The sequence below is a fragment of the Terrabacter tumescens genome (genome assembly GCF_014646815.1).
Lineage (GTDB): Bacteria > Actinomycetota > Actinomycetes > Actinomycetales > Dermatophilaceae > Terrabacter > Terrabacter tumescens.
Map to the genome: position 1 here is coordinate 20480 of NZ_BMNZ01000007.1, position 15205 is coordinate 35684.

Consider the following 15205-nt stretch of genomic DNA (forward strand, 5'->3'; position numbering starts at 1 on the left):
GTGATCACCGAGGCGGCCCTGCTGGCCGCCCTGGCGGCCGTCGCCGTCGGTGCAGTGGGCGCCCTCGTCGTCCGTGCCCTCGCGGCGCGGTCGCTCGTCGCCGCGGCCGTCGTCGCCCCTCTCGTCGTCATCCTCAGCGTCGCCGTCGGAGTGGTCGTCACCGCCCGTGCGATGTTCATCAACGACCACGACCAGGCCGTGGTCCTCGTCGTCACCGCGACGTCGCTGCCCATCGCCGCCGTCTTCGGCTGGCTCATCGCCCGACGCGTCCAGGAGCTGATGCGCGCGTCCGCGCAGGAGACCGCGCAGCGGGACCGGGACCGACAGATCGAGCAGAGCCGCCGCGAGCTCGTGGCCTGGGTCTCGCACGACCTGCGCACCCCGCTCGCCGGCATCCGCGCCATGGCCGAGGCCCTCGAGGACGGTCACGCACCCGCGGACGGCTCCTACCCCGCGCGGATCCGGTCCGAGGCCGACCGGATGTCCGACATGGTCGGCGGCCTGCTCGCCCTCTCGCGGCTGCAGTCCGGCACGCTGCGCCTCGACCGCGCGCCCGTCGACGTGGGCGACCTCGTGTCCGACGCCGTCGCGTCCGCCCGGGTGCTCGCCGACCGCCGCGGCGTGCACGTGACCGGGTCGGCCCCGCCCGTGGCCGTGACGACCTCCGCCGACGTCGGTGAGCTGTCCCGGGCCCTGGCCAACCTCGTGACCAACGCCCTAACGCACACCGACGCCGGTGGCACCGTCGACATCTCGCTCGCCACCGAGCCCGCTCCGGACTGCCATGGCCACAAGGACGACGAGCACGGCCACAGCGTCGGGGTCGTGGCGCACGGCAGGGACGGGAGCGGCACCCCGGCCCCGGACGGCACCGGCGTCGCGCGCATCGCGGTCTCCGACGGGTGCGGGGGCATCCCCGAGGACGAGCTCGACCGCCTGTTCGAGCCGGGCTGGCGCGGCACCAGCGCCCGCACCCCGGCCGACGGCGTGGGTGCCGGCCTCGGCCTCGCCGTCGCGCGAGGCATCGCCCGCGCCCACGGCGGCGACGTGACGGTCGCCAACACCGGCCCGGGGTGCCGGTTCGAGCTCACCCTCCCCCTCCTCGATGCCCGGCCCGACCCCCGTCCCTAGGCTGGGGGTCGTGACCGACCAGCCGACGCTGCGAGACGGCGACCTCGTGCTGCGACCGTGGACGCTCGACGACAGCGACGTCACCCGCCCCCTCCACGACGACGAGATCGCCCGCTGGTTCGACGTCCCCGCCGTCACGCCGACGGCTGACGAGCACCGCGACTGGATCCGGCGCACGCACGTCGAGTGGTCCGACCGGAGCAAGGTGACCTTTGTCGTGCAGTGGCAGGGTCAGGCCGTCGGCACCGTGGACGTGCGGGTGCAGGACCCGGGCGTGGGCGTGCTGTCGTGGGCCGTCTACGCGCCCTTCCGCGGTAGCGGCCTCGCATGGCGCGCCGTGCGCCTGCTCGTCGAGTGGGCCTTCGACGAGCTGGGCCTCGAGCGCGTCGAGGCCCATGTCAACCCGGACAACCGCGCCTCGGTGAGCACCGCGCTGCGCGCCGGCCTGCGTCGCGAGGGCCGCCTGCGCGGCAACGCCAGCCTCGCGGGCGTGCGGCAGGACACGCTCGTGCTCGGGCGACGCCGCGACGACGCCCACCCCGACACCCGGGACGGCTTCACCGCGATGCTCGACTCGACCCTGCCGACCAAGCGCGCGATCGCCCAGGGCGTCCTCCGGTCGGTCTCCGGCCACGTGCTGCTCTGCGAGCTCGTCTACAAGCGCGAGTGGGACCTCCCCGGAGGTGGGGTCGACCGCCACGAGTCCCCCGCCGCCTGCGTCGTGCGGGAGGTCCGCGAGGAGCTCGACCTCGTCGTCACCGCGGGGCCGCTGCTCGCCGTCAACTGGCTGCCCGCCCTGCACGGGTGGGGCGACGCCACCGTCTTCGTCTTCGACCTCGGTACCGTCGACACCGACGTGATCGAGCGGGCGCACCTGCAGCAGCGCGAGATCCGCGACGTCCACTGGACCCGGCCCGAGGACTGGGACGGGCGGGTCGCCCCCTACAACGTCCGGCTGCTCACCGCCCTGCACGCGCACGACGGGGGCACGATCTACCTCGAGGACGGCACCCCGACCGCCTGAGCGCGCCGAACGGCATACGCCCTCGGTGCCCTCAGGAGAGGAACGGGAGCGGCAGGTGCCAGATCGGGTCGAGCGCCACGCCCACGAAGAGCACCGTGAGGTAGGTGATCGAGAAGTGGAACAGGCGCATCGGCTTGAGGACGTCCTCGGCCGCGCCGGCGCGCGCCTTGGCGAGCAGGCGGTGCGCCTCGGTGAGGAAGAGGCCACCCGCGACGACCGCGGCGACGGTGTAGACCCAGCCGACGTGCTGGACCGGGAGGAGCGCGAGAGACGTCAGCACCATGGCCCAGGAGTAGGCGACGATCTGGCGCGCGACGACGACGAAGCGCTCGACGACCGGCAGCATCGGCACGTGGGCCGTGGCGTAGTCGTCCTTGTAGCGCAGCGACAGCGGCCAGTAGTGCGGCGGCGTCCAGAAGAAGATGACGAGGAAGAGGATGAACGCCGACCAGCTGAGCGAGCCGGTGACGGCGGACCAGCCGATGAGGACCGGCATGCAGCCCGCGGCGCCCCCCCACACGATGTTCTGGGCCGTGCGGCGCTTGAGCAGCAGCGTGTAGCCGAAGACGTAGAAGAGCAGCGCGCCGAGGGCGAGCCACGCGCTCAGCCAGTTGACGAGCAGGCCCAGCCACACCGTCGACACGACCGCGAGGGAGATCCCGAAGACGAGGGCGCCCCTCGGGCTGACCGTGCCGGTCACGAGCGGCCGACGGCTCGTGCGGTGCATGACGGCGTCGATGTCGCGGTCGATGTAGCAGTTGAGGGTGTTGGCGGCGCCGGCGGACAGCGTGCCGCCGACGACCGTGGCCACGACGAGCCAGAGGTCCGGCACGCCCTGCTCGGCGAGGAACATCACGGGGATGGTCGTGATGAGGAGCAGCTCGATGATCCGCGGCTTCATCAGTGAGACGTACTGTCCGACGAGGAACTTCACCCCACTGCCGTCCGGACCGTGCAGCGCCGAGAGGTCGGCGCGGGGGTCCACCGTTGTCACGAAGATCCTCACCGCTGGTACGTCGCTCCGACCCGTGGGGTACGTGAGCATTGCGTCGCAAGTCTAGACCGTCGCCGACGACGGCCGGCACCGCACCGGCAGGGCCGCGTACCGACCCCCGGGCGAGGTGTCGTGCCTCACAGCGTGGGGGCTAGGCTCGTGGCCGTACGTGATCAACCCTTGTTGAAGGAGACCCGTTCCGTGCCCACTGCTGCGTCCAGCACCGCCACGAAGGCGAAGAAGCCCACCCGATCCGGCACCACGGCGAAGACGAAGGGCCTGCTGGCACAGCGCGACCCGGGTCTGCCGCGCCCTCTGGCGAAGAAGGCCGGCTGGAGCGACCTCGACGTGCGCGCGGTCGACACGACCCGCCTGCTCGCCGCCGACGCCGTGCAGAAGGTCGGCAACGGCCACCCCGGCACGGCCATGTCGCTGGCCCCGCTCGCCTACCTGCTCTACCAGAACGTCATGACGCACGACCCCTCCGACCCGGCCTGGCTCGGCCGCGACCGGTTCGTGCTCTCCTGCGGGCACTCGAGCCTGACGCAGTACATCCAGCTCTACCTCAGCGGCTACGGCCTCTCGCTCGACGACCTCAAGTCGCTGCGCACGTGGGGCTCGCTGACGCCCGGCCACCCCGAGGTGCACCACACCCCCGGCGTCGAGATCACGACCGGCCCCCTCGGCTCGGGCCTCGCGTCCGCCGTCGGCATGGCCATGGCCCAGCGCCGCCAGCGCGGCCTCTTCGACCCGGACGCCAAGCCCGGCACGAGCCCGTTCGACCACCACGTCTACGTCATCGCCTCCGACGGCGACATGCAGGAGGGCGTCTCCCACGAGGCGTGCGCCCTCGCGGGCCACCAGGAGCTCGGCAACCTCACCGTCGTCTACGACGCCAACCAGATCTCCATCGAGGACGACACCGACATCGCCTTCAGCGAGGACGTCGCCGCCCGCTTCGAGGCGTACGGCTGGCACGTCGTCGAGGTCGACTGGCGCCAGGACGCCGACGGCGCCACCTATGTCGAGGACGTCGACGCCCTCCTCGCGGCCATCCGCTCCGGCGACAAGGTGACCGACAAGCCGACCCTCGTCGTGCTGCACACGATCATCGCGTGGCCCGCGCCGACCAAGCAGAACACCGGCAAGTCGCACGGCTCGGCCCTCGGTGACGAGGAGATCGGCGCGACCAAGGAGCTGCTCGGCTTCGACCCGAAGAAGACCTTCGCCGTCGAGCCCGCCGTCCTCAAGCACGCCCGTGACGTCGTCAAGCGCGGCAAGGCCGCCCACCGCGAGTGGGACAAGGCATACAAGGCCTGGCGCAAGGCCAACCCGGACCGCGCCGACCTGCTCGACCGCATCCTTGCGGGCAAGTCCCCTGCCGGCCTCGCCAAGGCCGTGCCCACCTTCCCCGCCGACGCGAAGGGCGTGGCCACGCGCGCGGCGTCCGGCAAGGTCCTCACGGCCCTCGCCGACGTCATGCCCGAGCTGTGGGGCGGCTCGGCCGACCTCGCCGAGTCCAACAACACGACGATGGAGGGGCAGCCCTCCTTCATCCCGAGCGGCAAGCAGACCCGTGAGTGGAAGGGCGGCCCCTTCGGCCGCACGCTGCACTTCGGCATCCGCGAGAACGGGATGGGCATGATCCTCAACGGGATCGCGCTCGAGGGCCTGACCCGTCCCTACGGCGGCACCTTCCTCGTCTTCTCCGACTACATGCGCCCCGCCGTGCGTCTCGCCGCCATCCAGCAGGCGCCCGTGACCTACGTCTGGACGCACGACTCCATCGGCCTCGGCGAGGACGGCCCGACGCACCAGCCGATCGAGCACCTCGCGGCCCTGCGCGCCATCCCCGGCCTCGACGTCGTGCGGCCCGCCGACGCCAACGAGACCGCTGCCGCCTGGGTGCAGATCCTGTCCAACACCGACGGCCCGGCGGCACTGTGCCTGACCCGCCAGCCCGTGCCGACGTGGGACCGCAAGCAGTACGGCAAGACCAGCGGCGTCGCCAAGGGTGCCTACGTCCTCGTCGAGGAGTCCCGCGCCGGCGACCCGGACGTCGTCCTCGTCGCCACCGGCTCCGAGGTGCAGCTCGCGGTCCAGGCCGCCGAGAAGCTCGAGAAGTCGCGCATCGCCACCCGCGTCGTGTCGATGCCCTGCCGGGAATGGTTCGAGAAGCAGAGCCGTTCCTACCAGGACAAGGTTCTGCCGCCGGCAGTCCGGGCCCGCGTCAGCGTCGAGGCGGGGATCTCGATGGGCTGGCACGACGTCGTCGGCGACGCCGGACGCATCGTCAGCATCGAGCACTTCGGCGCCTCCGCCGACCAGGCGACGCTCTTCCGCGAGTTCGGCATCACCGCCGAGGCGGTCGTCAGGGCCGCCAAGGACTCGATCAAGGCCGCGAAGGGCTCCGCCACCAAGGCGCCCGGGGTCACCGAGACCAACCCGGCCCGAGCCGTCCAGAGCGCCTCCACCGACGTCATGGGCGCCGACGCGCAGACCGGCAGCGGCAACGCCGCCCGCGCAGCCGCCGCCTCCGCACCGAGCAAGGGGAAGTGACCAGCATGACCAACCCGAACACCCAGGCCCTCTCCGAGGCAGGCGTCTCGATCTGGCTCGACGACCTGTCCCGCGAGCTCATCGAGACCGGCAAGATCTCCGACCTCATCACCGAGCGCAACGTCGTCGGAGTCACCTCCAACCCGTCGATCTTCCAGGCCGCCCTGTCCAAGGGCGAGCGCTACAACGACGACCTGTCCGCGCTGACCAAGGCCGGCAGGGGCGTCGACGAGGTCGTGCACGAGCTCACGACGTCCGACGTGCGCAGCGCCTGTGACCTGTTCCTCCCGCTCTACGAGTCGACCAAGGGCGTCGACGGTCGCGTGTCCATCGAGGTGGACCCGCGTCTCGCGCACGACACCGACAAGACCGTCGAGCAGGCCAAGCAGCTGCATGCCGACATCGACCGGCCCAACGTCCTCATCAAGATCCCCGCCACGAAGGCCGGTCTGCCGGCCATCACGGCGACGATCGCCGAGGGCATCAGCGTCAACGTGACCCTGATCTTCTCCCTCGACCGCTACCGGGCCGTCATGAACGCCTACCTCGAGGGGCTAGAGAAGGCGCACGCCGCCGGTCACGACCTGTCGAAGATCCACTCGGTCGCGTCGTTCTTCGTCTCGCGCGTCGACACCGAGATCGACAAGCGTCTCGACGCCATCGGCACCGACGAGGCCAAGGGGCTCAAGGGCAAGGCCGGCCTCGCCAACGCACGCCTGGCCTACCAGGCCTTCGAGGAGGTCTTCTCGACCCCGCGCTGGGGCACCCTCGCCGAGGCCGGCGCCAACCTGCAGCGCCCGCTGTGGGCGTCCACCGGCGTCAAGGACCCGGCCTACCCCGACACGATGTACGTCACCGAGCTCGTCGCGGCCGACGTCGTCAACACGATGCCCGGCAAGACGCTCGAGGCGACCGCCGACCACGGCGACATCCACGGCGACACCGTCACCGGCGGCTACGAGCTGGCGAGCAACCTGCTCGACGACCTCGAGCGCGTCGGCGTCTCCTACACCGAGGTCGTCGACCTCCTCGAGACCGAGGGCGTCGACAAGTTCGAGAAGGCGTGGGGCGAGCTGCTGGACGGCGTCACCGCGGAGATGGAGAAGGTGACGGCATGAGCTCGCTGTCCGTCAGCGCATCGGGAGCAGCGGCGGACGCGATCGGGCGGCACGTGCCGACCCTCGTCGACGACGCCGTCGCCAGCCGACTCTTCGCCAAGGACGCCACGCTGTGGGGGCCGGAGGCAGAGCCCGAGTCGCGGATCCGCCTGTCCTGGGTGGGTCTCCCCCGCTCGTCGCGCCCGCTCGTCGGTGAGATCGCCGCCCTGCGCGACTCCTTCGCCGAGGAGGGCCTGACCCACGTCGTGCTCTGTGGCATGGGCGGGTCCTCGCTCGCGCCGGAGGTCATCTGTGCCACGGCCGGCAAGCCGCTCGTCGTGCTCGACTCGTCCGAGCCCGACTACGTCCGTCGCGCCCTCGAGGACGACCTCGAGCACACGGTCGTCGTCGTCTCGAGCAAGTCCGGCTCCACCGTCGAGACCGACTCCCAGCGCCGCGCCTACGAGCAGGCGTTCACCGACGCCGGGATCGACCCCGCGTCACGCATCGTCGTCGTCACCGACCCCGGCAGCCCGCTCGACGAGGAGTCGCGCGGCAAGGGCTACCGGGTCATCAACGCCGACCCCGAGGTCGGTGGGCGCTACTCGGCCCTGACCGCCTTCGGTCTCGTGCCGAGCGGCCTCGCCGGCGTCGACGTCGAGGCGCTCCTCGACGAGGCCGAGTCGGTCGCCGACCTGCTCGCCGCCGACGACGACGCCAACCCGGGTCTGCGCCTCGGCGCCGCCATGGGCGGCACCGAGCCGCTGCGCGACAAGCTCGTGCTCGTCGACGACGGCTCCGGCATCGTCGGCTTCGCCGACTGGGCCGAGCAGCTCATCGCCGAGTCCACCGGCAAGAACGGCACCGGCGTCCTGCCGGTCGTCGCCGGCAGCGACGAGGACCCCGAGGTGGCCCGGCCCGCGTCCGACACCACGGTGGCCCGCCTCGTGGCCGTCGACGACGAGTCCTCCCCCGCCGCCGACGCGGCCTCGGAGGTACGCGTGAGCGGCGCCCTGGGTGCCCAGTTGCTCCTGTGGGAGGTGGCGACCGCCGTCGCGGGCCGCCTGCTCGACATCAACCCGTTCGACCAGCCCGACGTCGAGAGCGCCAAGAAGGCGGCTCGTGCCCTGCTCGACCAGGGCACCGGCGCGACTTCCGAGGCGGCCGCCACCGACGGCGCCGTCGAGATCCGCACGCTCGGCGGCCCCTCCGACTGGCTCGGTGACGCGACCACGGTGCCCGCGGCCCTCGACGCGCTCCTTGCGCAGCTCGACCCCGAGCACGGCTACGTCGCGGTGATGGCCTACCTCGACCGGCTCGCCGACGTCGACCTGGCTAAGTGCCGCGTGGCGCTGGCCCGTCGCACCGGACGGCCGACGACCTTCGGCTGGGGCCCGCGCTTCCTGCACTCGACGGGGCAGTTCCACAAGGGTGGCCCCGCCGTCGGCGTCTACGTCCAGGTGACGGCCGCGCCCAAGGAGGACCTCTCGATCCCGGGGCGCGAGTTCAGCTTCGGTGACTTCATCGCCTCGCAGGCCGGCGGTGACGCCGCGGTCCTCGCCGACCACGGGCGTCCCGTGCTCCAGCTGCACCTGACCGACCACGACGCAGGTCTCGCGCAGCTGCACGAGGCGCTGCTGGCAGGAGGGACTGCATGAGTCCGGCGCGCATCTCGCACGGGCACAACCCGCTCCGCACGGCCGAGGACAAGCGCATCCCGCGCATCGCGGGGCCCTGCGGCCTCGTGCTCTTCGGGGTGACGGGCGACCTCGCCCGCAAGAAGCTCATGCCGGCGATCTACGACCTCGCCAACCGTGGTCTGCTGCCGCCGGGCTTCTCGCTCATCGGCTTCGCCCGCCGTGACTGGGCGGCGCAGGACTTCGGCCAGGTCGTGCACGACGCGGTCAAGCAGCACGCCCGCACGCCCTTCAGCGAGGACGTGTGGCGCAACCTCTCCGAGGGCTTCCGCTTCGTGCCCGGCACGTTCGACGACCCGGCGGCGTTCGACCTGCTCGCCAAGACGGTCGCCGAGCTCGACGAGGACCGCGGGACCGGGGGCAACCACGCCTTCTACCTCTCGATCCCCCCGGGCTTCTTCGCCACCGTGTGCGAGCAGCTCGAGCGGTGCGGCCTGACCAAGGCCGAGGGTGACAGCTGGCGCCGCGTCATCATCGAGAAGCCCTTCGGCCACGACCTCAAGAGCGCCCAGGAGCTCAACGAGATCGTCGAGGGCGTCTTCCCACCCGACTCGGTCTTCCGCATCGACCACTACCTCGGCAAGGAGACGGTCCAGAACCTCCTGGCGCTCCGCTTCGCCAACCAGCTCTTCGAGCCGGTGTGGAACGCCAACTACGTCGACCACGTGCAGATCACCATGGCCGAGGACATCGGCATCGCGGGTCGCGCGGGCTACTACGACGGCATCGGCGCGGCACGCGACGTCATCCAGAACCACCTGCTGCAGCTGCTCGCGCTGACGGCGATGGAGGAGCCGGTCTCCTTCGACGCCAAGGACCTTCGCGCCGAGAAGGAGAAGGTGCTCTCGGCCGTCCGCCTCCCCGCGGACCTCGACAAGGGCGCTGCGCGCGGGCAGTACGCCGGTGGCTGGCAGGGCGCCGAGGAGGTCGTCGGCTACCTCGAGGAGGACGGCGTCGACCCCAAGTCGGTCACGGAGACCTTCGCAGCCGTGACGCTCGAGGTCGACACCCGCCGCTGGGCGGGCGTCCCCTTCTACCTGCGCACCGGCAAGCGCCTCGGCAAGCGCGTCACCGAGATCGCGGTCGTCTTCAAGAAGGCCCCGCACCTGCCGTTCGAGCATACCGCGACGGAGGAGCTCGGGCAGAACGCCATCGTCATCCGCGTCCAGCCCGACGAGGGCATCACCCTGCGCTTCGGATCCAAGGTGCCGGGCGCGCAGATGGAGGTCCGCGACGTCACGATGGACTTCGGCTACGGCTCGTCGTTCACCGAGGCCTCGCCCGAGGCGTACGAACGCCTCATCCTCGACGTGCTGCTCGGCGACCCGCCGCTCTTCCCGCGCCACGAGGAGGTCGAGTCGTCCTGGCGGATCCTCGACCCGCTCATGAAGCACTGGGCCAAGTCCGGCAAGCCGGAGCCCTACACGGCCGGCACGTGGGGTCCCCCCTCGGCCGACCGCATGCTCGAACGCGACGGACGTACGTGGAGGATGCCGTGATCCGGGACCTGACCGACACCACGACGACGGGGATCAGCAAGACCCTGGTGCGCCTGCGCAACGAGGTCGGCGCGCTGGCCCTCGGCCGGGTGCTGACCCTCGTGGTCGTCGTCGAGGACACCGACGCCGGCAACGCCATCGAGGTGGCCAACCAGGCGAGCCGGCAGCACCCCTGCCGCATCATCGTCGTCATCGCCGGCGACCGCCGCGGCAAGAACCGCCTCGACGCGCAGATCCGCCTCGGCGGTGACGCCGGCGCGAGCGAGATCGTCGTGCTGCGCCTCTACGGCGCCCTGGCCAACCACGGCCCGAGCGTCGTCGTCCCGCTCCTGCTGCCGGACTCCCCCATCGTGGCCTGGTGGCCCGGCGAGGCACCGGCCGACGTCGCCAAGGACCCCATCGGGGCGATGGCCCAGCGCCGCATCACCGACGTCGCCCAGCACCGCAACCCGCGCCTCATGCTGAAGAAGCGGGCTGCCAGCTACGCCCCCGGCGACACCGACCTCGCGTGGACCCGCATCACCCGCTGGCGGGGGCTGCTCGCCGCCGCGCTCGACCAGCCGCCCTACGAGCCGATCACCGGTGCCGTCGTCAGCGGCGCCCCCGACTCGCCGTCGTCCGACCTGCTGGCGGCGTGGCTCTCGCGACGCCTGCACGTGCCGGTGCACCGGGTGTCGACGCCGCGCGGCTCGGGCATCGGCTCGGTCCGCCTGGAGCGCAAGAGCGGCCCGATCGACCTTGTGCGCCCCGGTGACGTCGTCGCGACGCTGTCGCAGACGGGTCAGCCCGACCGCCGGATCAGCCTGCCCCGTCGCGAGCTCCCGGAGTGCCTCGCCGATGAGCTGCGCCGCCTCGACCCCGACGACGCCTACGAGGACGCGCTCCTGCACGGCCTCGGGGCCCTGCAGCCGGTGCGCCTCACCGCAGCGGCGGCGGCCAAGGCCGGCAAGGCTCCCGACCCGGCGGAGTCGCGCCGCCTCGCCGCGCGCCTGGGCCGGGACGAGTCGGCCCAGGAGGCCAGCGCCATGATCACGGCGCCTCCGGCTCCCGAGCACGCCGAGACCGAGGACGTGCACGCGGCCACCGCCCGCAAGCTCGCCGGCAAGCGCACGCCGCGCGAGAAGCAGGCCGCCAAGGACCGCAAGAAGTCGGCCTCGTCGAACTCCTCGAGCGACGCGTCCACAACCACGACCGGCGCGACGCCGACGACTGCGAAGGCCACGGCGAAGACCACGGCGAAGAAGTCCACCTCGCGGACCGCGTCGACGTCGACGACGAAGAGCGCGGCGAAGCGGGCCACGACGAAGTCCACCGCCAAGAAGGCCTCGACCACGGCCACCGCGCGGAAGGCCACGGCCAAGAAGGCCACGACGCGCGTCACGGCCGGGACCCGCAGGGCCACGGCGAAGAAGGCCGCCACGAGGACCGCCGCCAAGCAGACCGGGAGCGCGTCGTCGTGACGGCCGCCCCCCGGGTCGTGGTGCACCCGAGCAAGCAGATCCTGGCCGACGCCGCCGCGGCGCGCCTCGTCGGTGCGATCGTCGACGCCCAAGCCGAGCGCGGGGTGGCGCACGTGGCCCTGACCGGCGGGTCGATGGGCTCGGCGATCATCGCGTCCCTCGCCGCCGTGCCGGGTCGGCTCGCCATCGACCCCACGCGGCTGCACCTCTGGTGGGGCGACGAGCGCTACCTCCCGGCCGGTGACGCCGACCGCAACGACACCCAGAACGACGAGGCCGGCCTGGCCTCCTTCGGGATCCCGGCCGAGCACGTGCACCGCGTGGCTGGCCCGGACAGCTCCGAGTCGCCGGAGGCGAGCGCGCTCGCCTACGGCGAGGCCATCCGGGAGCACGGACAGGGCTCGTGGGACGTCGTGCTGTTCGGTGTCGGCCCGGACGGGCACGTCGCCTCGCTCTTCCCGCACCACCCGGCGCAGCGCATCACCGATGCGATCGCCGTGGCGGTGCACGACTCGCCCAAGCCGCCGCCGGACCGGGTGAGCCTCACGTTCGAGTGCTTCGAGCGCAGCCACCAGGTGTGGTTCCTCGTCTCCGGCGCCGACAAGGCCGAGGCCGTCGCTGCGGCCCTGGCACCGGGCGCCGACCGCTGGGACGTCCCGGCGGCCGGTCCTCGCGGCAGCGACGCGACCCTGTGGCTCGTCGACGCCGACGCCGCCTCGGGCATCGGCTGACCGCACGACCCCACCCGGCCGGCCGGACGGCATACGCCATCGGTCGCACGGGCACGACGAAGGGCCCGGGAGATCCTCCCGGGCCCTTCGTCATGCACGGCCCACCGCGACGGCGGGCGCGCAGGTCACGTCACTGGATGAGACCACGCTCGCGGAGCGTGCTCAGCGCCTCGTCGAGGATCGCGGCGCCGTCGGCGTCGCTGCGACGCTCCTTCACGTAGGCGAGGTGCGTCTTGTAGGGCTCGACCTTCGGCGGGGCGGGAGGGTTCTCCTTGTCCTGGCCGGCCGGGAAGCCGCAGCGCGGGCAGTCCCACGTCTCGGGCAGGACCATGCCGGGCTCCTCGGCGAAGCTCGGGCGCGTCTCGTGCCCGTTGGAGCACCAGTAGGAGATGTGGACGCGAGGGGCGGTGTCACCGCGCTCGGCCTCGCCCATCGGGCCGGCGCCGACCCGGCTTCCACGAATGGCGTTACCGCTGGCCATCTACGTCTCCTGTCAGCTCACGAAGCGGGCCAGCAGGCCCAGACCGATGATGGACGCCGCCCACACCGAGGCCACGGCCACGGTGAAGCGGTCGAGGTTGCGCTCGGCGACCGACGAGCCACCGAGGGAGGTGGACATGCCCCCGCCGAACATGTCGGACAGGCCGCCACCCTTGCCCTTGTGCAGCAGGATGAACAGGGTCAGGACCATGCTGGACAGCACCAGCAGGACCTGCAGCACGATGCGAACCGCATCCACGTGGTCACTCCAAATCGTCGGGGTCCCGGGGTTCGGTGGGGCCGGTCGGCCCCTCCCCCACATGTTCCGGGGCTCGGGCAAGGATACCTGCCCGAGTGCCCATCGACCGAACGGACCTCGCGGGTTCCGTCAGGGGCCCGTCAGGGGCCCGTCAGGGGCCCGTCAGGGGCCCGTCAGGGGTCCGTCCGGTCGACGGCTGTGCTCAGGACGTCGCGAGGTGGTCGCGGTAGCGACAGATCGACGCGAACTCGGCCGGGTCGATCGAGGCGCCGCCGACGAGCGCGCCGTCGACGTCCTCCTGGGCCATGATCGCGGCGACGTTGTTCGCCTTGACGCTGCCGCCGTAGAGCACGCGGACGCCGTCGGCGACGTCGCCGCTGTAGAGCTCGGCGAGCAGGGTGCGGATGGCCGCGCAGACCTCCTGCGCGTCGTCGGGGGTCGCGACCTCGCCGGTGCCGATGGCCCAGATGGGCTCGTAGGCGATGACGATCGACGCGGCCTGCTCCTTGGTGACGCCGTCGAGGTTCTCGCGCAGCTGCGCGACGACGTGCTCGACCTGTCGGCCCTCCTTGCGCACGTCGAGCCCCTCGCCGCAGCACAGGATGGGCGTCAGGCCGTGGGCGTATGCCGCCTTGACCTTCGCGTTGACCACGGCGTCGGTCTCTCCGTGGCCCTCACGACGCTCGCTGTGGCCGACGGCGACGTAGGTGCAGCCGAGCTTGGCGAGGAAGGCGCCCGAGATGTCACCGGTGTAGGCGCCCGAGGCGTGCGGAGACAGGTCCTGCGCGCCGTACCTGAGGTCGAGCTTGTCGCCCTCGACGAGGGTCTGGACCGAGCGCAGGTCGGTGAACGGCGGGAGCACGGCGACCTCGACGGCCGCGTGGTCGTGCTTGGCGTCCCGCAGCGTCCAGTCGAGCTTCTGCACGAGGTGCGTGGCCTGCAGGTGGTCGAGGTTCATCTTCCAGTTGCCGGCCATGAGCGGCACGCGCCCCACCGGCTTGGTGTCCTTGGCCATCAGGCGTCACCCTCCTCGAGCACGGTCAGACCGGGCAGCTCCTTGCCCTCGAGGTACTCGAGGCTCGCGCCGCCGCCGGTGGAGATGTGGCCGAACTGTTCGTCCCGGAAGCCGAGCTGGCGGACCGCGGCCGCGGAGTCCCCGCCACCGACGACGGTGAGCGCACCGCGCGCGGTGATGTCGACGAGCGCCTCGGCGAGGGCCTTGGTGCCGGCGGCGTAGGGCTCCATCTCGAACGCGCCCATCGGGCCGTTCCAGAAGACCGTGCGGCAGTCGGCGAGCTTGTCGGCGAACAGCGCGCTCGACTCGGGGCCGATGTCGAGACCCATCCGGTCGGCCGGGATCGCGTCGACGGCGACGACCTCGTGGTCGGCGTCGGCGCTGAACGCGTCGGCCGCGACGACGTCGACGGGCAGGACGATCTCGACGCCCTCCTTCTCGGCACGCTCGAGGTAGCCCTTGACGGTGTCGACCTGGTCGGACTCGAGCAGGCTCTTGCCCACCTCGTGACCCTGGGCCGCGAGGAAGGTGAAGACCATGCCGCCACCGATGAGGAGACGGTCTGCCGTGCCGAGCAGGTTGCCGATGACGCCGAGCTTGTCGGACACCTTGGCACCACCGAGCACGACGGCATACGGGCGCTCGGGGTCCTTGGTCAGGCGGCGGAGCACGTCGACCTCGGTCGAGACGAGGTCGCCCGTGGCGTGCGGCAGCAGGCGGGCGACGTCGTAGACGGACGCCTGCTTGCGGTGCACGACGCCGAAGCCGTCGGAGACGAAGACGTCTGCGAGAGAGGCGAGCTCGCCGGCGAACTCGGCGCGCTCCTCGTCGGTCTTGGCGGTCTCGCCGGCGTTGAAGCGGAGGTTCTCGAGGAGCAGCACCTGGCCGTCCTCGAGGGCGGCGGCCTTGGCCTTGGCGTCGTCACCGACGGTGTCGTCGGCGAAGACGACGTCGGAGCCGAGCACCTCACCGAGGCGCTTCGCGACGGGGGCGAGGGAGTACTTCGCCTCGGGAGCGCCCTTGGGGCGGCCGAGGTGGGCGCAGACGATGACGCGGGCGCCGGCGTCGGCCAGGCCCTTGATCGTCGGGGCCGAGGCGCGGATGCGCCCGTCGTCGGTGATGGTGGTGCCGTCGAGCGGCACGTTGAGGTCGGACCGGACGAGGACGCGCTTGCCGCGCAGGTCCCCGAGGTCGGTGGTGGTCTTCACGCGGGATGCCTCTTCGTCAGTTGGTGGTGCAGCCGGGCATGGAGGCGGCCA

Annotated in this window: 13 protein-coding genes; 8 read left to right on the forward strand and 5 right to left on the reverse strand. The window is 72.0% G+C overall.

The window, feature by feature from the left end; translation table 11 throughout:
* Positions 1-1131 carry a sensor histidine kinase gene (locus tag IEY30_RS17440; RefSeq protein ID WP_052358885.1) on the forward strand — a complete coding sequence of 377 codons (1131 nt, stop codon included), beginning with the start codon at positions 1-3 and terminating at the stop codon, positions 1129-1131.
* A gap of 10 nt (positions 1132-1141) precedes the next feature.
* Positions 1142-2155, forward strand: coding sequence for an NUDIX hydrolase (locus IEY30_RS17445; RefSeq protein WP_030202169.1), 1014 nt, complete (start codon positions 1142-1144; stop codon positions 2153-2155).
* 31 nt (positions 2156-2186) lie between these two features.
* On the opposite strand, the gene IEY30_RS17450 is transcribed toward IEY30_RS17445, so the two are convergent.
* Positions 2187-3161: a heme o synthase gene (locus IEY30_RS17450; RefSeq protein WP_373286736.1), complete on the reverse strand. Its 975-nt coding sequence runs from the start codon at positions 3159-3161 to the stop codon at positions 2187-2189.
* A 189-nt stretch (positions 3162-3350) separates the two neighbouring features.
* Between IEY30_RS17450 and tkt the strand changes: the two genes are divergently transcribed.
* The 6 genes from tkt to pgl are packed head-to-tail and all read left to right on the forward strand — an operon-like array spanning position 3351 to position 12192.
* Positions 3351-5708, forward strand: a complete 2358-nt coding sequence (gene tkt / locus IEY30_RS17455) for a transketolase (protein ID WP_030202163.1) — start codon at positions 3351-3353, stop codon at positions 5706-5708.
* 5 nt (positions 5709-5713) lie between these two features.
* The gene (tal, locus tag IEY30_RS17460) at positions 5714-6826 is read left to right on the forward strand and encodes a transaldolase (RefSeq protein WP_030202159.1); all 1113 of its coding nucleotides are present in this window, start codon (positions 5714-5716) and stop codon (positions 6824-6826) included.
* Positions 6823-8463: a phosphoglucose isomerase-related protein gene (locus tag IEY30_RS17465; RefSeq protein ID WP_030202156.1), complete on the forward strand. Its 1641-nt coding sequence runs from the start codon at positions 6823-6825 to the stop codon at positions 8461-8463. Before tal ends, IEY30_RS17465 begins: the two co-directional genes overlap by 4 nt.
* Positions 8460-10001: a glucose-6-phosphate dehydrogenase gene (zwf, locus tag IEY30_RS17470; RefSeq protein ID WP_030202153.1), complete on the forward strand. Its 1542-nt coding sequence runs from the start codon at positions 8460-8462 to the stop codon at positions 9999-10001. Before IEY30_RS17465 ends, zwf begins: the two co-directional genes overlap by 4 nt.
* Complete coding sequence (locus tag IEY30_RS22150) at positions 9998-11461, forward strand: glucose-6-phosphate dehydrogenase assembly protein OpcA (protein ID WP_081920634.1); 1464 nt, start codon at positions 9998-10000, stop codon at positions 11459-11461. Before zwf ends, IEY30_RS22150 begins: the two co-directional genes overlap by 4 nt.
* Positions 11458-12192: a 6-phosphogluconolactonase gene (gene pgl, locus IEY30_RS17480; RefSeq protein ID WP_030202147.1), complete on the forward strand. Its 735-nt coding sequence runs from the start codon at positions 11458-11460 to the stop codon at positions 12190-12192. Before IEY30_RS22150 ends, pgl begins: the two co-directional genes overlap by 4 nt.
* 130 nt (positions 12193-12322) lie before the next feature.
* On the opposite strand, the gene IEY30_RS17485 is transcribed toward pgl, so the two are convergent.
* From IEY30_RS17485 to IEY30_RS17500, 4 genes are all read right to left on the reverse strand, one after another.
* Positions 12323-12673: an RNA polymerase-binding protein RbpA gene (locus tag IEY30_RS17485; protein WP_081920628.1), complete on the reverse strand. Its 351-nt coding sequence runs from the start codon at positions 12671-12673 to the stop codon at positions 12323-12325.
* Positions 12674-12685: 12 nt separating this feature from the next.
* On the reverse strand, positions 12686-12931 hold the full coding sequence (secG, locus tag IEY30_RS17490; RefSeq protein WP_030202140.1) for a preprotein translocase subunit SecG: 246 nt from the start codon (positions 12929-12931) through the stop codon (positions 12686-12688).
* 202 nt (positions 12932-13133) lie between these two features.
* On the reverse strand, positions 13134-13946 hold the full coding sequence (tpiA, locus tag IEY30_RS17495) for a triose-phosphate isomerase (protein WP_030202138.1): 813 nt from the start codon (positions 13944-13946) through the stop codon (positions 13134-13136).
* Positions 13946-15154 carry a phosphoglycerate kinase gene (locus tag IEY30_RS17500; RefSeq protein WP_030202133.1) on the reverse strand — a complete coding sequence of 403 codons (1209 nt, stop codon included), beginning with the start codon at positions 15152-15154 and terminating at the stop codon, positions 13946-13948. Before IEY30_RS17500 ends, tpiA begins: the two co-directional genes overlap by 1 nt.
* Between the last annotated feature and the right edge of the window lie 51 nt (positions 15155-15205).